This is a genomic window from Bacillus sp. FSL R10-2201 (assembly GCF_038008665.1).
In the GTDB taxonomy this organism is placed as follows: Bacteria; Bacillota; Bacilli; order Bacillales; family Bacillaceae_G; genus Bacillus_A; species Bacillus_A mycoides.
Map to the genome: position 1 here is coordinate 2,352,880 of NZ_JBBOZP010000001.1, position 22,106 is coordinate 2,374,985.

Below are 22,106 nucleotides of genomic sequence, written 5' to 3' on the forward strand. Positions count from 1 at the left end.
TTTTTTCAAAACACGCTTTTTCTATTCGCTCTTTTATCAAGGTTTATTAAGTTAAGTTAATTTAATCAAACTTTATTCAAAAGCTACATCTATGTAAAAGTGCTGCTGTAATATTATATCCTCTTGATAAGGAGAAAGTATTACTACACGAGTGTCATGTGAATTTCATGTACCGTAATTTAAATAAAAAAATAAAGAGTTTCAAAAAAATATAAAATGGTTTTCTTGTCCGCATTCTCGGATTTATTATAACTTGGTTAATTTGACTTGTGTAATTTATTACGTTATGATTTTTCATTATAACTGAAAGGCTTGAAGATAATGATTCGTCGTTTGAAAAAGTTTAAAAATGTCGCTGTCGTATTAAGCTTCTAAGAAAATTGCAAAAATCTACAATACTTAGAAGCGAGGAATATAGTTATGAAGCATCCATTATTTAATCATTGGTCTGAAACAAAGTATTTAAAAGATATAGTAACAAATCCACTCATTGAAGTAGGAGAGTACTCCTATTATTCAGGGTATTATGGAAATCAAAATTTTGAAGATGGTTGTGTAAGGTATTTATGGGGCGATGCTAAGTCCCAAACACTTTTCAATCCAATTGAACAGATGGGTTGGCATCTTGATAAGCTCATTATTGGAAATTATGTTTGTATTGCAAGTGGAGTTGTCATTCTAATGGGTGGGAATCATAATCATCACGCTGAATGGATTACAGTGTATCCATTCGCTGAGCAAATCGGACAATCTTATGAACCGAAGGGTGATACAGTCATTAAAAGTGATGCCTGGATTGGTATGAATGCTACAATAATGCCTGGCGTTACAATCGGTGAAGGTGCAATCGTTGCGGCAGGATCTGTCGTATGTAAAGATGTTCCGCCATATACAATAGTGGGCGGTAATCCTGCTAAGGAAATAAAAAAACGGTTCACTGATACAGAAATTAATATGCTAATGGAAATGCGTTGGTTTGATTGGGATAGAGAATTGATTGAGAAGGCAATTCCTCTTTTATCTAGTCCAGCCATTGAACCATTATTTACTTTTTATAAAAATGAAGTGAAAAATAAATAAATCAGCTAGAAAAACTACATTCTATATGGGATGTAGTTTTTTTACTACAAAAAAACTAATAGTTTAGATGAAGAAGAATTCATATTTGGTATGAGTCTAGCAAATAGTTGGATTTAATAATTGAAATTCTTAATATCCAATAAACTAACGCTAGTAGTAAAGTCTGTATAAAATAGTTGGCAATTTTAATATCTGATTAATATAGCACTTACAATATATTTTTTGTGAAATTGAAATGAAGTAGCAAGTTATGTTAAATTAAACATTATTCCAAAGTCACGAAGATAAAAGTCATTAAAATATTGTGTTATGGTTTCTTATATCAACGCACTAAGTATTAAAATTTTTTGAAAAAAACAACAAATATATGCTTTGTTTTATATTAATTGCATTTAAGGATGCATGTAATATATCAACTCTATTAAATAAATTAAATATAAAAAGCCAAACGAACTTTAAAAATCACACTGCCATTAGAGGAGAGAAAGATATGAATACAATCATGATTGTAGAAGATGATATAAAAATCGCTGAATTACTGGGAACGCATATTGAAAAATATGGATACCAAAGTGTTATGATAGAGGATTTTGAAAATGTTTTAGATACATTTCAAAAGATTAAACCAGATTTAGTGCTATTAGATGTAAATTTACCCAATTTTGACGGTTATTATTGGTGTCGCCAAATACGAGCTATTTCTACTTGTCCAATTGTATTTCTATCTGCAAGGAGTGGAGAGATGGATCAAGTTATGGCTTTAGAAAATGGTGGTGATGACTATATTACGAAACCTTTTTATTATGAAGTTGTAATGTCTAAAATCCGTAGTCAACTCAGAAGAGCATACGGTGAATATGCTCCTAAAGTAAAAGAACGAATAGTTGAGCAATCAGGACTATTCCTGTTCCCAGAAAGAATGGAACTTCAACTAGAAGATAAGACAATTATACTTACTAAAAAAGAAACAACTTTATTGGAAATATTGATAACAAAGTCTCCACTTCTTGTAAAACGTGAAGTGATTTTGGAACAACTATGGGATAGTTCATATATAGACGAGAATACATTGAGTGTAAATATAGGGAGAATTAGAAGGAAGTTGCAAGATTTAGGTATTGAAAACGCACTGGAGACAGTTCGTGGTGCTGGATATCGTTTGCATGCTACTTGGGAGAAGGAAGGAAAGGAATAATGAAATTATTTTTACAAGAACATATTCCACTCATTTGTTATACATTTGCCCAATTGCTTATCATTCTTTTTATATATTGGTTTGATGGTTATCCACATATTTTGACAGCATTATATTCTGTATTTTTGGGTGTTTTTTTATTAATGGGTTATCTAATATATCGTTATTATAGTCATCGTTCATTCTACAAGCGTCTATCAACACCAATGGAAACGTTAAATGAGTCAATAAAAGATAGTGATTTGACTCCATTATCAATGGCCTTAGATAAATTACTACAAACTCAATATCAATATTATCAAAACCAATTAAAAAAATGGGAACGAAAACAACAAGAACAAATGACCTTTATGAATCAGTGGGTTCATCAAATGAAAACACCTCTTTCTGTTATTGAGTTAATTACACAAGATGCAGATGACTTTCGATTTGACAGTATTAATGAAGAAACGGAAAGAATAAAAAAAGGATTAGAAATGGTCTTATATGTTGCTCGTTTAGAAACATTTGAACAAGATTTTCATGTAGACAGATTGCAATTATTGGGAATGATTGATTCTGTTATTCATGAAAATAAACGTCTGTTTATACGTAGTTATGTGTATCCACAGGTAAAAGTAGATCCGAGTCTTATTGTAGAAACAGATAAGAAGTGGTTTCGATTTATACTCAATCAAGTGCTGTCAAATGCAATTAAATATTCATCAAGTAAGAAAGAGAAAGTAATAGTATCGGCGTATTCCAAAGGACGAGCAATTATTTTGGAAGTAAGAGATTATGGAGTGGGTATCCCTACTGCGGATTTACCACGTGTTTTCCATCCATTTTATACTGGAGAAAACGGTAGAAAATTTAAAGAGTCTACTGGCATGGGATTATATCTTGTTAAAGAAGTATGTGGAAAATTAAATCATAAGATTGAGCTAGAATCTGAGGTAGATAAGGGAACAATAGTTAGAATAATATTCCCGTATGCATCTCGTTAACCGATGAAAGGTAAACTTTTCATCGGTTTTTTCTTTTGAATCTTACAAACTTGTTAGATAAATGTTAGGGAAATCGATATGAGACATACTATATATAGGTTACACTTCATGTATCGAAAAGAGAAATGGAAGGTGAAATACTTGTGGAGATACTACATGTTTCAGATTTAGGGAAAGTTTATCCTGGGAAAATTTCATATACAGCATTATCCCATATTGATTTAAAAATAAACAAAGGTGAATTTGTAGGAATTATGGGGCCATCTGGGAGTGGTAAAACAACGCTATTAAATATGGTGTCTACTATAGATGCTCCAACATCAGGAGAAGTAGTAATTCATGGAGAAAATCCATATCTGTTATCTCCAGATCAGTTGTCTTTATTTCGGAGACGTGAATTAGGGTTTGTTTTTCAATCATTTAATCTCCTTAATACATTGACAGTGAAAGAAAATATTGTTCTTCCACTTACGCTTGATGGTGTAAATCCTAGAGAAATGGAAAGGAAAGTGGAAGCTATTGCTGAAAAACTTGGGATAACTGAAATATTAGATAAACGTACGTATGAAATTTCTGGGGGACAAGCACAAAGAACCGCAATCGCGCGTGCTACTATTCATAATCCAAAATTATTACTTGCAGATGAACCTACAGGAAATCTGGATTCAAAATCAGCGCGTGATGTGATGGAACTATTGACAAGGCTTAATAAAGAAAATAGCACAACGATGATGTTAGTGACACATGATGCAATGGCTGCAAGTTATTGTGATCGAATTGTGTTTATCAAAGATGGACAGTTATACAATGAGATTTATTGTGGAGATAATCGCAAAGTATTCTATCAAAAAATTCTAGAGGTTTTAGCATTGTTAGGAGGAAATGCAAATGACTTTTCGACAGTTCGCGTTTAATAACGTCATTCGAAGTAAACGAACATATTTGGCTCATTTTTTAAGTAGTACGTTTGCTATTATGATTTTCTTTACTTATGCATTACTTGCATTTCATCCTAATTTACAAGGCGATCTTGCTACCAGTGTAACAATCAATACAGTTGCAAAGTCAGGACTACAGATATCGCAGGGGTTAATATTTTTCTTCTCATTCTTCTTTATCCTATATTCTGTAAGTGCATTTTTAAAAACAAGAAAAAAAGATTTTGGAATTCTAATGCTACATGGGATGTCACGTTCACAGTTGAATAAATTAGTATTTATTGAAAATATAATAATTGGTATCGCTTCTATTTTAACAGGAATTACAATTGGAATGGCGTTCTCTAAGTTTATCTTAATTATGAGCAACAATCTGTTAATAATTGATAAAGGACTCCCATTTTACATGCCCTTTAAAGCAATTGGAATAACATTTGGAGCTTTCTTCTTACTATTTTTATTTATTTCACTTTTCACTACTCGACTAGTAAATGTAGAGCAATTAGTAGAATTAATAAAAGCAGAGGAAAAGCCAAAGCCTGAACCAAAAGCATCCTTTTGGCTATCTTTATTCGCACTTATTTGTATGGGATTAGGATATACGGCTGTTTTCCATAGTATTAACGCAATTCAGTACAAGGGTTCGAATTATGTATTATTCATGATGGGGGCAGGGGTGAGCTTTGTTGTACTTGGAACGTACTTCTTATTTACCCAGCTCAGTGTGTATGTGTTACGTGCATTAAAGAAAAGGGAAAATATTTTCTTTAAGAAAACAAACATACTAACCATCTCAGATTTAGTGTATCAATTAAAAGATAATGCAAAAATGTTTTTTATGGTCACTATTATTTCTACCGTTGCCTTCACTGCAGTGGGGACTTGTATGGGATTAGGCAACTCATCCATGGCTGAATCGGAAAGTCCTTTTGCATTTTCTTATCAGTCTTATAATAATAACCATTTAGAAAAAGAACATTTTAAAAAAATAGAAAGCGAACTCCATGATGGTGAGTTTAATTTCAAACAGGTGACTTATTCAATAAAACAAATTCGAGATACTCTCTATAACAGTAATTTATTATCAACCGTTATAAAATTAAGTGATTATAATAAGTTAGCTAAGGCATTTGGTTTTGAAAAAGAAAGCTTAAAAGATGAAAATGATAGTGTTGTCATACCTTCAAGAAAAGTTGCTAATACAAAATCTAATCAAAATAACTTTCAATTGTTGTATAGAGATATAAAAAAAGATATGCATGTAAATAAAATACTTACTCCGAAAGAATTACAAGATACAAGAGTAACGATAATTATTGTACCAGACGCTGTATATAATCAAATGATACCGGATCCAGAGAATTACTATTTTGAAAACACTATTAATGGTTTTATTGTGAAAGATTGGGAGAAAACAAAAAAAGTTGCGGAAAATATTGTAGCTGCTTTTCAGAAGGATAATAAAGGTATAAATGAGCATATAGTAGACAGCGAAAAATATACATTTTCGGCTTTAATTCTTACATGGATAGAGATGAGGCAAGGGTTTGGGCTTGCATCTATCATGAGTGTATTAATAGGCATTGTTTTCTTTACGTTTGCCGCAAGCTTTTTATATTTCCGGTTATACACAGACTTAGAACGAAATCAGCAGCAATATAAAATGATAGCAAAGGTCGGTTTAAGCAAACCGGAATTAAAGAAAGTTGTGTCACGTCAACTTACATTGTTATTCTTTTTACCAATTTCAATAGCGATTACACATAGTACGGTTGCTTTTATGGCCTTACAAAAGTTAGCCAATTTTTCAGTCTTGGGTAGTTCAGTTATGGTATTAATTTGTTTCTTAGTTTTGCAAATTATATACTTTTACTTTGTTCGTTCTCAATACTTGAAAAAAATGTATAAAACGATTTTTTAATTCAAAAATAATTAAAAGAAGGAGAATATAGGTTGAAAAAAAGACTAAGATTATTAATAGTAGCAGGTATTTCTATTACCATGTTAGGAGCATGTTCATTATTTGGTGCAAAAGATTCTCCAGCAAATGGACTTGCAATAGAGGTTGGCGAGATAGACGAACAAACTAGAAATTCTATAATAGATTTATACAAAGATATAACTATATCAAAAGACTTATATGCAATAAAAAAAGGGACCATAGAAAATAAAAAACACAACATAAAGCTCCCAGCGGATTTTGGGGATTCTAATAATAGTGAAGTGCTATTTATAAGTAAAACAACTGCTGAAAAAATGAATAAAAAAGGGCTTATACGTGAGAGAGATAATAATAGTGGACTCACATCTTCAATTCCCCTGGATTCTTTACACAAAATAAAAAAAGATGAAATTATTTTATTTGCAAATAAAGAATATAAAGACTTGAAAGAACTAACATTTGATGAGAAAAAAATGAATGTTCAATATAAAGGGGATGTATGGCTATCTCCATATCGTGGTGGATCCAACGTGATCCTATTAATTGTAGATGATACATTATTTAAAGAAATAAATGGGAAAGAAAAAACAAGACAATTTCTATCTTTTAATAAATCTTTTGGGAATCTTAATTTAGTCAATCAAGGGAAAGCACCCGAATTAAGAAAGGAAATAGATAAAGTGAATACGGCTTTAGGCACTGAGGACAAGAGAGCCGTCAATTTTGTAAATATTACAGAAAAGTAAAAAATTACGTCTATATGGATAGAACCAGCACCTTCTATATTTATTGATATTTTGTAATATTGAAAAATATAGAAGGTGCTTATTTACCTTGGAGCTGAAATGAAATTCGTTTTACTTAATTTTAAATTTTGCAATAGAATTATTCTAGCAAATAACTTTTTATGATTTACTACTTTATACGGAATTACATCGTTAAGATGTATCTCACAAATAATTTTTCCAACAGATCATGGATGTGGTGTTTAATATTTCTGTTGGTATAACAAATAATATTATTTAATATTGTTCATCGGAATATAAAACGAAATTTTAAAGAGTATCTAAATATATCAAAATAGAACGAATTCAAAATTTTATACTCAATCAAAAAAATTTATAATACACGATATTCGAAACGCTCAATGGATACGGATTTAATTTGGGGACAAGCGAGATACGTGTAAAAATATGTTATAGACTTACTTTTATTATGAATTAGATTTTATACTTTTAGAGAGCGCCATATATGCTCACTTAATGAAAATATCCTTTGTAAACTACGTATTTCCCTCTATTCCCGCAATATGTTTTTTTATTACACCTTCTATATTGCAATTTAAAAAGCAGAATGTATGTCTCGATCTACATATCAGGTGATTGGCATGGAATAACTGCTTTAGAGTTGATTCCAATAGGAATCAATATCTAATTTTGTTTTTTATTATTTGTACTAGAATCAATTATGAAATAATCTCCCCATTATGGTTTGGTTTTTATAGATTATCTTAAGAAAAATTAAGAAATATAATCAGTAGTTCTTAATATGTTTTATTTATAATTCAAATGATTACACAAAATTGTTTCTTCATTCTAAAACCGTAAATTTCTAAGTGTACAAGGGTGTTTTTAGCTTATGGGACTAAAATAATTTGAATAATATTTTATATTCTAACATGGAGGAGACCCAGGAAACTGATTTTAATGTAAAAGTTCATTTTATTACATAAGGTAAATGCAAAATTAATTAAATAGCAGTTTATTTTAAAGAAATGTAAAACGGATAATGAAAAAACAAACGTAGGAGGATATATATGATAAAACCAGTTGTAGATGTAAAAAACATTCAAAAAGTGTACGGTAAATAAGGTGAGAATCAATCACATGTGTTAAAAGTTGTATCATTCTCAATTCAAGAGGGCGAGTTTGTAAGAATTATGGGGCCATCTGGTTCTGGTAAAACAACAATATTAAATGTAATTTCGACACTTGATAAAGCAGCGTTATTAAAATTGGAGGAACGGATATTACGAAAATGAAGCAAGGTGAGCTTTCAGATTTCCGTACGTAAAAGTTAGGATTCATTTTCTAAGACTTTAATTTATTAGAGAATTTATCTATTTACGAAAACATTGTACTTCCACTTTCCCTTAAAGGTGTTCCATCACGAAATATTGGGCCGAAAGTAGAAAAGGTAGCTGATATGTTAGGAATTTTAGCAATACTTCAAAAGTATCCATTTGAAGTATCTGGTGGACAAAACAGCGTTCAGCAGTATGTGCACTTGTGCATGAGCCGGCCATTATAAAGTTTATAAAGGATGCAGCAATGATTCTTTTTTTGTGAGATGGCGAAAAGGGATTTTTTATGTGCAATTTACTATAAGGAGTTAGATTTCTGTATAGTTTTTATTTGCAATTCATTGTGTTTTCTTAACAAAACACCTAGTGCTTTCTTATCTTAAAGGGGAACATATTTATTACTTAGATTGTCTATTACATGTATTACTAAAAATAGATATTCAAATTAAATACAATGAATCCCGTTTGATACCTATTTTTATGTATTACAAAAGTATGAAAGGACTTATTATTTTGAAAAATAAAAGGATGTGTATTGGTGGTGGACAAGTTTAATACTTTTACAGATGAAGCATTGCAAGTAGAAACGAAAAAGACATAACTCAAACAGTAGCTTATCAATCATACAAACGTAGGAGGATATATATGACGAAACCAGTTGTAGACGTGAAAAACGTTCAAAAAGTGTACGGTAAAAAAGGTGAGAATCAATCACACGCATTAAAAGGTGTTTCATTCTCGATTCAAGAGGGGGAGTTTGTCGGTATTATGGGGCCATCTGGTTCTGGCAAAACAACAATATTAAATGTAATTTCGACACTTGATAAAGCGACAGGTGGTGTTATTGAAATTGCAGGAACGGATATTACGAAAATGAAACAAGGTGAGCTTTCAGATTTCCGTTCACAAAAATTAGGGTTCATTTTCCAAGATTTTAACTTATTAGAGAACTTATCTATTTATGAAAACATTGCACTTCCACTCTCCCTTAAAGGTGTTCCATCACGAAATATTGGGCCGAAAGTAGAAAAGGTAGCTGATATGTTAGGAATTTCAGCAATACTTCAAAAGTATCCATCTGAAGTATCTGGTGGACAGAAACAGCGTTCGGCAGCAGCACGTGCACTTGTGCATGAGCCGGCAATTATCTTAGGGGACGAACCAACAGGAGCTCTTGATTCTAAAAATGCAACGAGTTTACTTGATGCCATGACAAGCTTAAATAAAGAGAAAGGTGTATCTATTATGATGGTTACACATGATCCGTACAGTGCAAGTTACTGTCAGCGTATTTTATTCATTCAAGATGGTGAGCTATATAAAGAAATTCATCGCGGTGGTATACGTGAAGAGTTCTATAAAGAAATTTTAGACGTACTTGCAGATTTAGGCACACAAAAAGCGTAAGAAAAGGGGTTTGGGCATGTTATTTAAACTTTCCATGTCAGGGTTAAAAAGTAAGTTACAAGATTATATTGTCTTACTTGTTGGTCTTATTGTATCTATTTCAATTTTCTATATGTTTCAAACGCTAGCACTAAATAAAGGGTTCCTTGAATCTAATGCACATGTGGGTCCTATTGTATATATATTCCACATTGGTTCCTTTTTATTAGCAATTGTAACATTTTTTTATATTTTATATGCAAACTCTTTCTTATTATCTCTTCGCCAAAAAGAGTTTGGCATGTACATGATGTTAGGAGCAAAAAAGCATAAAGTTACCTTACTTATGTTTATCGAAACAATCGTATTAGGTGCCGCATCTCTTGTAATCGGAATTGTAGTTGGTGTAGGACTTGCAGAGGGTATCGGTCGGTTATTAATGAAACAATTGGAGTTAACTGGAGAAGGTTACAAAGCTTTGTACATTCCATCTATGGTTGTTACTTGCATCTTCTTCTTTGCATTATTTGTACTATCAGCAAGTATGAATAGTATTAAATTATCACGTATTTCTGTATTACAACTTGTACATGCAGATGCACAAACAGAGCATGTCGCGGTAAAAGGAAAAATGGCAGCTGTAGTTGCATTCCTTGGTCTGATTTTGCTAGGTATTGGTTATGCATCACTGATCTATATACCACATGAAAAAGATCTAGGAACCGTTCCTAAATTAATGGCTCTTGGATTAATCACAGCAACAGTTAGTACTTACATGTTATTTGGATCACTTCTCCCAGTTATGATTAGAAAGTTAAAGAGTAATAAAAAACGTAGTGAAAAAGGGCTTAATGCTTTTACTTTTGCTCAATTAAACTTCCGCATTAATGGCCTAACAAATGTGCTTGCAACGGTAGCAATTCTAGTGGCTCTTGGCGCTGGTGGAATTGCGTGTGGTCTGGCATTTAAAAACGACGTTCTAAAGCAGACTGATAAAGGAACAATTTACGATTCGGTAGTTCATAATCCAACAGCGGAAGAAAAGGACATTTTGAGTGGTATCTTATTCCAAGAGAATCTTGAATATCGCTACAAAGTAGATGATAAGTATGTTTATTATATAAAAGAAGATTTAGAGAAAAATCGTCCTTTAGTAAAAGATAGAAAAAATGGGAAGACGCTGAAAGTTTCAGAGAAAATTCCCATGGATGCATTTGCATTGTCAAGACAATGGGGTAAAGATGATGGGAAACCAAAACAATGGAGCGACGCTTTCCAAACAATCCAGCCAATATATATGTATCCTGATCATAAAGTGAAAATTGTCGATCAAAACATATACGATAGTATGAAAGGTACAGAAAATACGGTGTTTATTGGGAAGACAGATGATTTTGGATCATACATAAAAGAATGGAAAAAACTTGATGAATTACAGGTAGCGAAATATAAAAATGTGAAAGCGGAAGAACTGGATAGTAAGTATCAAACATATAATATGAATCATGGTTTTGCCAGCGGACTAATGTTTATGGGTTTCTTCGTTGGAATTGCGTTCTTAGCAATGATGGCGAGTTGCTTAATGTTTAAAATTCTATCTGGTGCATCCAAAGATAATACACGTTATCAAATGCTTCGTAAAATCGGTGTTCGCCGGGAGTTATTAATACAATCGATTTATAAGGAGTTATTCTTCGTATTTTTAGTCCCAGCAATTGTGGGTATTGCTCACATATTAGTTGGTATGAACATGTTTGGCCCTCTTTTAATTGATCCGTACTTTCGTATTTGGTTACCAATTGTTATTTTTGTAGTGATTTACTCGATTTACTACTTGATTACAGTTCAATTGTATAAAGGAATTGTACTTCCGAAAGAAAATTAATGTAATAATGTTATGTATACTAAGTATCAACATAATTGGCCCCCGTATGATGAAGTGAAAAAATACTATGTAAGCAAAATAGAAAGTGAATTTGAGATACAAATATGCAGCAATGAGCGGCAGAAAGTGTTAGAAGAAAAGTAAATACAAGTAGGGGTCGCATTTCATGTATAACTTACAAGAAGTTATGTATGAGCAATTAAAAGAGAAAAATACTATTCTTTCTATATCTTAATAATGAAGGGAAATGAAGAGGCAAGATAGCATCGTTCCTACATTGAGTACTACTTTAACCTCATTTGTAGGAACTCTTGCACTATCCCCTTACAATAAAATTGAATAATCATCCAATATTAATTGTTAACTATAATCAAAATTTTGATAGGATGGAATAATTATCAAAATAATATCTTGTATTCATTGTATTTATTATAGCTATTATTTAAAATTGGGTCTGCACCAAAAGAGTGTTAATAAACATAAAACTTGTAAACCTTATTCATCATAAGGATTATCGTTTTAGAAAAGGAGTGTATGTTGAAAAAATTTTTAAAGGTAATTTTAATCTTATTAGTAATATTTATAGGAATTATGTTGGGAAGCATAATTTTAAATAAAACATATCATACAGAGTTTAAGTCTTTAGATAACACGGATCAAAACATGTTAAAAGAATTATCTACTATTTATAAGAGCTTCGAAGAATCGAGTGATAAACTTTGGAATGAAGATTATCGCTTCGAAAAAATGCCATTGGTTCTGATACGTAGTAATAAAGACGGGGGATTCTTTAGACAAGAAGCTTATGCAGTTAATGTACCGGGATTAGAAAATAGTATTTTTGCAAAGGAAATAAAAGTCTCAAATTCTCTGCATCTACCTAAAATCTATCGCTTAACTCGTTTTGATTTTAGAACTATTTCTACCTGGATTCCTTGGAACTTTGGGATAATAAATATTAACGATATGGATGTGTTTTATTTGAAATATTATCCTAAAATGTTTAGTAATCCAGATTTATATTTTGATTTTTCGTCTTTCTTATTACATGAAGCTTTTCATGCTTATAAACAAAAAGATTGGACATATGATGCAAATGATGGAGAGTCTATTCACGAATATCCGATTAATAAAGAAAATTACGCGCTAATGGGATTAGAATTTAAGCTATTAGATAAAGCAATGATTGATACGAACTCAGAAAGTATTAATCAGGCATTATATGATTGGACAATTGTACGTAACTATCGCTATAAAAAATGGCCTCAATTAATTGGAGAAACAAAAACTGAAGCAATAGAAGGTTCAGCACGATACTTAGAGTATCGTTATAGTAAGTTAACTGGTGGAAATCTTATGGTACTTGCAAAGAAACAGAAGCCATATCATGTTACTTTTATGGAGGCGTTCAACTTCGTTGCTAATGGACAGGCAGAATCTCCAAGGTTTTTAGAGCGGAATATGAGATATGAGACTGGTTCAGCCCTTGAATTAAGCATGGACAAAGCAAATATTCCATGGAAAGAAGCTATTGAAGATAGTGCAACCAAACAAGGAAAGACACCATATGAAGTATTAAATACGTACTTTAATATAAATAATACGCCCACAATTGAAAATAAAATCAAAGAAATTAAAGAGAACAATGACTATGAAACACTTTTAGAACAAGGAGAAAAACTGGTGAAAATAAGTAACGAGTAAAGAAAATAAGATTTGAAAAAGAATTTCCTTTAAAGAGCGTATTGAAGAGGATTCTTTTTTCATTTTATAAGTTATATACACTACCGGTGTAATCAAAAAAATTTAATTAAAAGAAGGAATCTCAAAACAATTGTTTTTTATTAAAAGCTAAATTTAATGAAGAAGAAAACTTATTAATTGTAAATGGATCTAAAGAAAATTTTGAACAATATTTAATACATTATCTTTTATACCGATTATGTTATTTTGGCGCTTTCAATTGCAAGTATATACTAAAGAGAGGATAGAAATGTACCACCTGCTTTTGCCTTTAGTTGTTCAATACGAGAAAAATGTGGAGGAATATGATGGAGTCAAAAATTCTTATTGTTGATGATGATAAAGAGATTAGAAATCTTATCTCTGTTTATTTGGAAAATGAAGGTCTGAAAACTCAAAAGGCAGAAGATGCTATTGAAGCTTTAAAATTGTTAGAAGAAAAGAAGTTCGATCTTATTATTTTGGATATTATGATGCCTAATATGGATGGTATTGAAGCATGTATGAAAATTAGGGAAGAACGAAATATGCCTATTATCATGCTATCTGCAAAATCAGAGGATATAGACAAAATTCAGGGGCTAGCGTCTGGTGCCGATGATTATTTATCAAAACCGTTTAACCCGTTGGAGTTAATCGCTAGAGTAAAATCCCAATTAAGAAGGTTTAAAAAATACAATACGCATACAGATAATAATAAAAGCATCTTAGAAATTGGTGATTTAACCGTGAATACAGATACACGTCAAGTATGGGTAAGAGGAACGGAAGTAAGGCTAACTCCAAAAGAGTTCGATATACTCAAACTACTTGCTCGTAACAAAGGAATTGTTCTCAGTGTTGCAAAAATATATGAAGCAGTTTGGAAAGATGCTTTTTATAAATCGGATAATACTGTCATGGTGCATATTACAAAAATAAGAGACAAAATTGAAGAGGATTCTAAACATCCAATTTATATTAAAACTGTTTGGGGAATTGGGTACAAAATATGAAGAAGGTTAGTTTTAGAAATAAGATAATTATAAAACTTCTTGGTGCTGTTGCAGTTAGTTTTTTTGTTTCGTTTGGTTTAACAATCCTCACTTTTCTATATGTCATAATACCATTAAATCTAAATCACTATCTTGATGATCTTAGTACATTTGAAAATAATATGCTTACATTTCTTATATTCGCGTTAGCAATCTTTACTTTTATAATCATTTTTTTGATATTGGTTCGAAAGAAAATAATATATTTAAAGCTCATTTCTGATAGTGTTAATGATATTGCCAATGGAAAGCTGGGTTTGACAATTGGGATTGAGGGAAAGGATGAATTGACTCATCTTGCTCAAAATATTAATTATATGTCCAAGGAATTGGAGAATACATTTGAACAGGAAAGACAATTGGAACGTACAAAAAATGAACTCATAACCAACGTATCTCATGACTTACGCACACCGTTGACATCTATTATCGGCTATGTAGATTTATTAAAAAGAGGGCAATACGACAGTAAAGCACAATTACAGGAGTATCTCGAAACCACTTATTTAAAATCACAGAGATTGAAATATCTAATTGATGAACTATTTGAGTACACCCGTTTATCAGACATCGATGCTAAGTTAAACATTAACGAAGTTGATTTATCAGGCTTGTTGGAGCAAATAGTTGGAGAATATATTCCTATATTTGAAAAGGCAGGTTTAAGTGTTCAAAAATCAATAACGGAAGAAACAATACCTATTTTCATGGATGTAGAAAAAATGGTACGTGTTTATGAAAATCTGTTTATGAATGCGATAAAGTACAGCATGAAACCATCCGAATTATCAATATGTCTTGAACTAATAGGTAACAAAGCAATTTTGAAAGTATCAAATAAAGTCGAGAAGCCGCCTGTTAGCGATCCTAATAAATTATTTGAAAGGTTTTTCAGGGGTGATAAGGCAAGAAAAGATGATCAAGGAAATGGGCTGGGACTCGCTATCTCAAAAAGAATTGTTGAACTTCATAATGGTAATATACATGCAGAATATAAAGTAGGCTGGATGTCCTTTATTGTTGAACATCCAATTAAATAGAATGGCTTATGGAATGAAAGGTTCCATAAGCTTTTTTTTAAAACTTAAGAAACTTCTTAAGTTAATAATTCAAGTAGGCCATTCATAGTAGACATGATACTGATAAGTTAATTTGATTTATTATTATAAAGTGATTAATCGAATAAAGGGGAAGTTCATTGATATGAATAATGTAAGAGACGATAGTAAATTTAGCAACCAGTGTGTTTTGGTATTCAACCGGGGCACACTGGTTTTATTTTTTTATAAATGTGGAACAAATGTATTACTTAGATTGTCTATTAAGTGTAATCCTAAAAGATATGAAAGTACAGATCATTTCGAAAAATACAAAGGTATTAAAAAGAGGGATATGTGTGGGAACACTAAGTGTCAGTGTGCCTAAAAGGGTGGGATGAGATGGTCTATATGAAAGTGGTTCTAATGTCTTATATGTATATAGAATTTGATAACGCTGTCTATTTTTTGGAGGATTATGTTAAAATAACGTTTTTTTGAGTACAAAGATATTGGAGGTAACAGAAGTGAAAAGTATGTTTTGCAAGAGATTTATTACAATAGTAACAGTGCTTACACTATTTTGTAGCATGGCCGTTACATTTGGAAGAGCATCAGCGGAAACAGTTCCTGCTATAGACGTAGAAGCAGGATCAGCAATTTTAGTAGAAGCAAATTCCGGGAAAATTTTATATCAAAAAAATGCAGATGAATCATTAGCAATTGCTAGTATGACAAAAATGATGAGTGAATACTTAGTTCATGAAGCGGTGGATAAAGGAAAACTTAAATGGGATCAAAAAGTTAAAATTTCTGAATATGCATATAAGATTTCGCAAGATCGCTCATTATCAAACGTTCCATTAGAAAATGGTGGCTCTTATACGGTCAAAGAGTTATATGAGGCAATGGTAATCTACTCTGCAAACGGTGCAACAATTGCTTTAGCTGAAGAGATTGCTGGAAAAGAAGTCAATTTCGTGAAAATGATGAACGATAAATCAAAAGAGTTTGGAATGAAAAATTATAAATTTGTAAACTCTACAGGTTTAACAAACCATGATTTAAAAGGACATCACCCAGAAGGGACAACTCCAGACGAGAAAAATAAAATGTCCGCAAGAGATTGTGCGATTTTAGCACAACGTCTTATTCAAGATTTCCCGAAAATATTAGATACAGCAAAAATCCCTAAAAAAACATTCCAAAAGGGTGGCAAGTATCCGATTGATATGACGAACTTTAACTGGATGTTAAAAGGCTTAATTAAGCAATACGAAGGTGTAGATGGGTTAAAAACAGGAACTACTCCAGAAGCCGGAGATTGTTTTACTGGTACAGTAGAAAAAAACGGTATGCGTCTAATCTCTGTAGTTATAAAAGCAAACTCTCATACAGCACGTTTTGATGAAACAAAGAAATTATATGATTATGGATTTGCAAATTTTGAAGTGAAGAAGGTCTATGGAAAAGATTCAGTAGTAAAAGGTCATGAAACAGTGCGAGTAGCAAATGCAAAGGACAAAGATATAGTTGTTCAAACGAAGCAAGCTGTTTCACTTCCAATGCCAAAGGGCAACAAAGACGTTTATAAAAAAGAATTTAAAGTATCGAATAAAGAACAAGAAGCGCCTATTAAAAAAGGTGTAACAATTAGTCAAATGATTATATCGCCTAAAGATATTACAGATCCTGGGTTCTTATCAGGTAAATCATTACAAGTAGACCTTGTAACAAAATCTGAAGTAGAACAAGCAAATTGGTTTACACGTTTTATGCGCGAAATAGGATCTTTCTTTAGCGGTATGTGGAATAGTGCGGTTGATATAGTAAAAGGCTAACTTTGTAGGATAAAACTAAATATTAGCCTGAAATAAAAGGTTTCAAAGTATTATAGATTCTTATGTGGATGGCTTGGAATGGAAGATTGCATTAATTCTCAAATCTGGTTCTTCGGAACTTTCGGTATTGCAATCAAGCTAAGATAAATTTGTATCCATATAATCAAAAAACGCTATTCTTTTTGTAGAAATATACAGAAAGGATGGCGTTTATTATGAATTGTTCGATTCAAAGGGTTCTGGTGCAAGGCTAGTTTAATAAAGTTACATGATGAAAACACATTCATTATTCCATCAAGTGACAATAAAAATAAATACCTGGTACTTATTCCTGTTATTAAATTTTATAAAAATTTAATAAAATCTTTTCTTCTTATTAAATATTTTGTTTTAAATTAATTATATAAAGAAATGGAGGCCGAAAAATGAATTTTTTAAAGAAATTTAAGTATCTTTTTATAGTGTTTATCCCTATGTATATAGTTATTCTTTAATTTCAATCGAATAAAAAAGCAAGGTATTCGAGAAAAAAGTACGGTACCATACAGAGAAAACGCTCTCCCATACAAAAGTAAATTGTACCGAAAGTGATAAAAGCGAATGTTATATGGAGGGAACCCCCTAATAATTTCACCTGAAAATCGGTAATTAATGAAACAAACAATAACAAGATGATACATGATTACGAGTTAATATCCCCAAAAGATAGGATTACTAGTGACAATCTTTGATACTGACAATTGAGGTGACGTCGATGAGAGGGACATTAATAAAAAGTGGAGTATTTATTTTAGTTTTAACAGGAGGGCTATATCTTACAAAATACGCATATGACCATCATACTAACCGAGTTAAAGTAAGAGACACGATTCAACAAATATCAATAGAGCATGGTATACCGCCATGGATTCCTTTATCTATTGCATTCCATGAAAGTAAGTTTGATCGAAACGCAATTGGAGATCAGGGCACATCATTTGGACTGTTTCAGCTTCATCGAGGTGGACTAGCACCTAAAGATTTAACGAACGAAGATTTGAAAAATGCAGAAACCAATACTCGAATTGCAATATCTAATATGATAAATGCATATAACCGTGGTTTACAGCAAAATTTAAAAGGACCAGAGCTATTAAAATATGTTGCTAATACCTCAGGGTGGCCTGGGAATAAGGGTGTTCAATGGACAAATAAGCAGACAGACTATAACGAGGGTTTAGAAAACAGTTTTAAAATGTTTTCTAAACGACAATACGATTTTATAGAATGAAATTTCTTTTTTCTTTCTATTATTATATAACTTATGCCTAAATACGAAAGTTTCCTAAAACAGATACATAGATTGACTTTGTACTGCTTATATTAGGAATTTAAAGAAACAATATGTATAATTCTCCCACTACAATAGTATAGTGGCCTTTATTAACAGCAAAATCTACAATTTACAAGGAGAACATTTTATGAGTAAGAGAATAAAAGAATTAGATTCCATGCGAGGGTTAGCAGCACTTACAGTGGTATTTGGACATTTTTGTTTAATGCTACCATCGTTGCCTAATTCTATTAAATTTTCCCCGCTTAGGTTTTTATGGGCTGGCGGGGAAGCTGTAATCGTTTTTTATGTACTAAGTGGTTTTGTGTTATCTATGGCACTTTATCATTCAAAAACAAATTATTGGGGATATTTAATTAAGCGATTTGTACGAATCTATATTCCTTATTATTTTTGGATAATCATTACCTTTGCTTTATTTATTTTGTTCTCGCCGTATGAAGTGGCTGGACTACGGGATTGGTTCTATGATAGGTGGCAAGGGTCTATAACAAAAATAGATATTATAAACCATTTTGTGCTTCTTAATAACTTTTTTACGGAAAATTATAATCCAGTTATCTGGTCATTGGCTCAAGAAATGCGTATATCTATTGTGTTTCCGTTGTTATTCCTTCTTTTTTATAAACTGAGTTGGAAGAAAACGATACTATTTGCTTTGAGCTTTTCTTTAATTAGTGTTTTCCTTAATATGTTGCATATAGGGAAAGCAGAGGGATTTTATAATGGTTATGCCGATACACTGCATTTCACATCGATGTTTATGGTTGGAATGTTACTTTTTAAGCATCAGGAAAAGCTTATCTACTTATATAGGAATATGAAAAAATTTAATAAAGGATTTCTTATTGCATTAGGGATTATTCTATATTTATATTCCATTTTAATTTATGGTTTTTCCCGTAATGATACTACTTTCTTATTAAAAGATTGGGGTGTCGTAATCGGTGTTAGTATATTTATAATAATGGCCATGAGTAACCTAAAAGTGAAAGCATTTTTAAATAAGAGTGTATTTGTATACTTAGGAGAAATTTCATACAGTATCTATTTGTGTCATTTTCCAATCATGATGGTACTATTTAAACTTTTGTATACAAAGATACCTATCTTTTTCCTTCTTGCTTTGTGTATTTCAATGACAATACTTTTTTCTATAGTTTCTTATCATTTAATTGAAAAAAAATGTATCAACTGGGCAAAACAAAGAACAACAAATTTTCGAAAAAAAGTGTAATGCTTGAAGGAATTTTATTTCTTTAGTAAATATACGAATATGACCGATTCCTAAGTATATTAGGAATCGGTCAAGTACGGATTCTATATAAATATACTAAAATTGAACAAATTTTTAATTTTATACTTAACTCCAAAAATCCTCTTACTAAAGAGAATCTTCGTAACGTTTTTCCAGACATAGCCGAAAGTACAATTAGTAAAACGCTAGTTTCCTTGTAGCTGCTTGGTCAAATAAAGCTGGTTTCAGGAGGGAGAAATGCTCAATGTATACAGGTTTAATTCTGTATTAATAATTATTAGGGGTAACAACACATCGCTATCTATATCTAAAATGTTATATAAAACTATTGAATATTTTATTCGTAAAAACAGAGGTGTAAAATGAATTTTATTTCCGAACTACTTGTTACCTTTGCAATTCCTACAATACAACTCACATTCTTGTTACTACTCATTTTTGTTTTTAGCTACTTTGTAGTATACAAAAAGGTATGTAAAGGAGGGGGGGAATTTACCGTACAACAAGTTATATTGTTTATATTGATAATAGGATATTATTCCCTTGTATTATCAGCTACTTCATTTGGTCGTCCAGATGATATAACTTTTGCAAGAACAATTGACTTTGATGTACTTAGTGTTTATAAAAAAGCATGGAATACCTTTTCATTTTCTTCTTTTTTCCATATCATTGTGAATATAGGTATGCTTTTTCCGTTAGGAATTTTATTACCTTTATTTAGTAATGTTTTTCAAAAAACAAAATGGATGTTAATCAGCTCAATTATAGCAAGTTTATTGATTGAAATCCTTGAATTTATAATGCAACGTGGAAGTATGGAACTAGCCGATTTACTTCATAATACTTTAGGAATGATGCTAGGATATTCTATGTTAAATATAGTTCTTATATTGTTGAAGAAAAAAGAACCAGATACACAAATGACCACATATTTATTTCTTCCGATTACAGTAAGTTTTGTTGCACTTGGAATAATGATTTCGTATCAAATGAAGGAATTTGGGAATATGCCTTTAGATCCCATTACAAAAACAGACATGACTGATGTCACTATAAAAACATCAATAGAGTTAAAAGACGAAGGTAATAAAATGCCTGTTTACAAAGAGGAAATTACAAAAATGCCTAATGACAATGAGCCAGTTACAAAAAAATCACATATTCGAGATGTCGAAATTCTGTCTCCCAAAGAAGTATTTCAAAAACTAAAACAAGGAGACTTTGATCCAATAATATCTTTCAAAGCAGGTGATACATTAGTCATTACAGATTATAATATAGATTACTACGCTGATACAAAAGGCTTTTCTCAACCTATATATGTTTTTCAAGTACGCTTAAATGATAATGGGAAAGATAGTTGGTCTCAACCTATTTCTGCGAGAAGATAACGTAGATTTTCATGTTTTTGTTCATGTGAAATAGTTTAATCGAGTTTTCTTGCTCATTTAAAAAACCTCCTATGGAATTTAATTGAAATTGAAAAACATTTAAGAAGAACAATTACGCTGTGGGCTATTGTATAGTGTAGATATGAATAACAAAAAAGGGGGACTATATATGTGGAAGCGATTTGTAGCGATTGGTGATAGTTTTACAGAGGGGATAGGGGATGAAGTTGAGGGAATAGCATTAAAAAGCTGGGTAGATCATTTTGTGCAACTGTGTGTAGATGATTTAAAATATGCTAATTTTGCAAAACGTGGGTTAGTAACTAAAGAAATTCGCTCACAGCAATTGGAACAGGCATTAACTTTTAATCCAGATTTGGTTAGTCTAATTGCAGGTGCAAACGATGTTTTAAAAGGACGTTGGAATCATCATGCATATAAGAACGATATGGAATTTATGATAGATACATTAAGTAAAACAGATGCTGATATTATTATAGCAAACCTTCCAGATTTTACTGTTAGGCTTCCATTTCCTTCTGAAAAAAAACAAGTATTAAAAGAACAATTATTAGAGGCAAATGAAGTTATACTTTCACTGAGTAGAGAGTATAAGCTTCATCATGTTGACTTTTGGAATCATCATTTAGTTAATGACAATACGCTTTGGTCTACGGATTTAATTCATCCAAACTCAAAAGGATATGTAAAAGTTGCTGAATTGATTTTTAGTAGTTTGCCTGTACATGACTCTTTTAAATAAGCTGTAGAATGACCTAAACTCCTGTCGCATGCTGTACAGGGGTTTTTGGTGCGAAAAAGAAGGATATAGAGTGCCTATAAATTATACTTTAAGTAATTCTTTTTATTGTTTATATTTTTGTTATTTTCTGTTGCAGAATCCTTAGTATAAGGATTCTTTTTTTGTATCAATAATCTATAAAGAAAAAAGATGAAATTGGCGAAAATGA

General features: G+C 31.4%; 17 protein-coding genes and 1 pseudogene. All 18 read left to right on the forward strand.

Annotation, left to right across the window (positions count from 1 at the left end):
* Positions 1–420: 420 nt before the first annotated feature.
* On the forward strand, positions 421–1,080 hold the full coding sequence (locus tag NSQ69_RS12185; RefSeq protein WP_002185858.1) for a CatB-related O-acetyltransferase: 660 nt from the start codon (positions 421–423) through the stop codon (positions 1,078–1,080).
* A 490-nt stretch (positions 1,081–1,570) separates the two neighbouring features.
* The gene (locus NSQ69_RS12190; RefSeq protein ID WP_002085517.1) at positions 1,571–2,275 is read left to right on the forward strand and encodes a response regulator transcription factor; all 705 of its coding nucleotides are present in this window, start codon (positions 1,571–1,573) and stop codon (positions 2,273–2,275) included.
* Entirely contained in the window at positions 2,275–3,261 is a 987-nt protein-coding gene (locus tag NSQ69_RS12195; protein ID WP_341099879.1) for a sensor histidine kinase, read from the forward strand. The genes NSQ69_RS12190 and NSQ69_RS12195 overlap by 1 nt, the downstream gene beginning before the upstream one ends.
* A 143-nt stretch (positions 3,262–3,404) precedes the next feature.
* Complete coding sequence (locus tag NSQ69_RS12200) at positions 3,405–4,175, forward strand: ABC transporter ATP-binding protein (protein ID WP_002141793.1); 771 nt, start codon at positions 3,405–3,407, stop codon at positions 4,173–4,175.
* Positions 4,150–6,120 carry an ABC transporter permease gene (locus NSQ69_RS12205; RefSeq protein WP_341099278.1) on the forward strand — a complete coding sequence of 657 codons (1,971 nt, stop codon included), beginning with the start codon at positions 4,150–4,152 and terminating at the stop codon, positions 6,118–6,120. Before NSQ69_RS12200 ends, NSQ69_RS12205 begins: the two co-directional genes overlap by 26 nt.
* Positions 6,121–6,152: 32 nt before the next feature.
* A complete protein-coding gene (locus NSQ69_RS12210) occupies positions 6,153–6,887 on the forward strand; it encodes a lipoprotein BA_5634 family protein (protein ID WP_002127435.1) in 735 nt (244 codons plus the stop codon).
* A 1,142-nt stretch (positions 6,888–8,029) separates the two neighbouring features.
* Positions 8,030–8,182 (forward strand): ATP-binding cassette domain-containing protein, encoded by a 153-nt coding sequence (locus NSQ69_RS12215; RefSeq protein ID WP_002017044.1) that lies wholly within the window; start codon positions 8,030–8,032, stop codon positions 8,180–8,182.
* Between the two features lie 687 nt (positions 8,183–8,869).
* Complete coding sequence (locus NSQ69_RS12220; protein WP_341099279.1) at positions 8,870–9,631, forward strand: ABC transporter ATP-binding protein; 762 nt, start codon at positions 8,870–8,872, stop codon at positions 9,629–9,631.
* A gap of 16 nt (positions 9,632–9,647) precedes the next feature.
* Positions 9,648–11,495: an ABC transporter permease gene (locus NSQ69_RS12225; RefSeq protein ID WP_002168366.1), complete on the forward strand. Its 1,848-nt coding sequence runs from the start codon at positions 9,648–9,650 to the stop codon at positions 11,493–11,495.
* A 537-nt stretch (positions 11,496–12,032) separates the two neighbouring features.
* On the forward strand, positions 12,033–13,199 hold the full coding sequence (locus tag NSQ69_RS12230) for a hypothetical protein (protein WP_002127439.1): 1,167 nt from the start codon (positions 12,033–12,035) through the stop codon (positions 13,197–13,199).
* Between the two features lie 347 nt (positions 13,200–13,546).
* Positions 13,547–14,233 (forward strand): response regulator transcription factor, encoded by a 687-nt coding sequence (locus NSQ69_RS12235; protein ID WP_002085507.1) that lies wholly within the window; start codon positions 13,547–13,549, stop codon positions 14,231–14,233.
* A complete protein-coding gene (locus NSQ69_RS12240; RefSeq protein WP_016101995.1) occupies positions 14,230–15,312 on the forward strand; it encodes a sensor histidine kinase in 1,083 nt (360 codons plus the stop codon). Before NSQ69_RS12235 ends, NSQ69_RS12240 begins: the two co-directional genes overlap by 4 nt.
* Before the next feature lie 524 nt (positions 15,313–15,836).
* A complete protein-coding gene (locus NSQ69_RS12245; protein WP_002185854.1) occupies positions 15,837–17,150 on the forward strand; it encodes a D-alanyl-D-alanine carboxypeptidase family protein in 1,314 nt (437 codons plus the stop codon).
* A gap of 754 nt (positions 17,151–17,904) precedes the next feature.
* Complete coding sequence (locus tag NSQ69_RS12250) at positions 17,905–18,420, forward strand: transglycosylase SLT domain-containing protein (RefSeq protein ID WP_002141806.1); 516 nt, start codon at positions 17,905–17,907, stop codon at positions 18,418–18,420.
* Between the two features lie 142 nt (positions 18,421–18,562).
* Complete coding sequence (locus tag NSQ69_RS12255; RefSeq protein ID WP_080017242.1) at positions 18,563–19,720, forward strand: acyltransferase family protein; 1,158 nt, start codon at positions 18,563–18,565, stop codon at positions 19,718–19,720.
* 89 nt (positions 19,721–19,809) lie between these two features.
* Positions 19,810–19,941 (forward strand): annotated as a pseudogene (locus tag NSQ69_RS12260) (Fic family protein); the annotation flags it as partial.
* A gap of 162 nt (positions 19,942–20,103) precedes the next feature.
* Complete coding sequence (locus tag NSQ69_RS12265; protein WP_002168361.1) at positions 20,104–21,135, forward strand: VanZ family protein; 1,032 nt, start codon at positions 20,104–20,106, stop codon at positions 21,133–21,135.
* Between the two features lie 169 nt (positions 21,136–21,304).
* Positions 21,305–21,898 carry an SGNH/GDSL hydrolase family protein gene (locus NSQ69_RS12270; RefSeq protein WP_002141809.1) on the forward strand — a complete coding sequence of 198 codons (594 nt, stop codon included), beginning with the start codon at positions 21,305–21,307 and terminating at the stop codon, positions 21,896–21,898.
* The last annotated feature ends 208 nt before the right edge of the window (positions 21,899–22,106 follow it).

Bases quoted from the DNA above. Each gene is read 5' to 3' on its own strand.
- NSQ69_RS12185 (WP_002185858.1), top strand. From the start codon at position 421: ATGAAGCATCCATTATTTAATCATTGGTCTGAAACAAAGTATTTAAAA.
- NSQ69_RS12225 (WP_002168366.1), top strand. From the start codon at position 9,648: ATGTTATTTAAACTTTCCATGTCAGGGTTAAAAAGTAAGTTACAAGAT.
- NSQ69_RS12265 (WP_002168361.1), top strand. From the start codon at position 20,104: ATGAATTTTATTTCCGAACTACTTGTTACCTTTGCAATTCCTACAATA.
- NSQ69_RS12195 (WP_341099879.1), top strand. From the start codon at position 2,275: ATGAAATTATTTTTACAAGAACATATTCCACTCATTTGTTATACATTT.
- NSQ69_RS12220 (WP_341099279.1), top strand. From the start codon at position 8,870: ATGACGAAACCAGTTGTAGACGTGAAAAACGTTCAAAAAGTGTACGGT.
- NSQ69_RS12235 (WP_002085507.1), top strand. From the start codon at position 13,547: ATGGAGTCAAAAATTCTTATTGTTGATGATGATAAAGAGATTAGAAAT.
- NSQ69_RS12190 (WP_002085517.1), top strand. From the start codon at position 1,571: ATGAATACAATCATGATTGTAGAAGATGATATAAAAATCGCTGAATTA.
- NSQ69_RS12250 (WP_002141806.1), top strand. From the start codon at position 17,905: ATGAGAGGGACATTAATAAAAAGTGGAGTATTTATTTTAGTTTTAACA.
- NSQ69_RS12240 (WP_016101995.1), top strand. From the start codon at position 14,230: ATGAAGAAGGTTAGTTTTAGAAATAAGATAATTATAAAACTTCTTGGT.
- NSQ69_RS12205 (WP_341099278.1), top strand. From the start codon at position 4,150: ATGACTTTTCGACAGTTCGCGTTTAATAACGTCATTCGAAGTAAACGA.
- NSQ69_RS12270 (WP_002141809.1), top strand. From the start codon at position 21,305: ATGTGGAAGCGATTTGTAGCGATTGGTGATAGTTTTACAGAGGGGATA.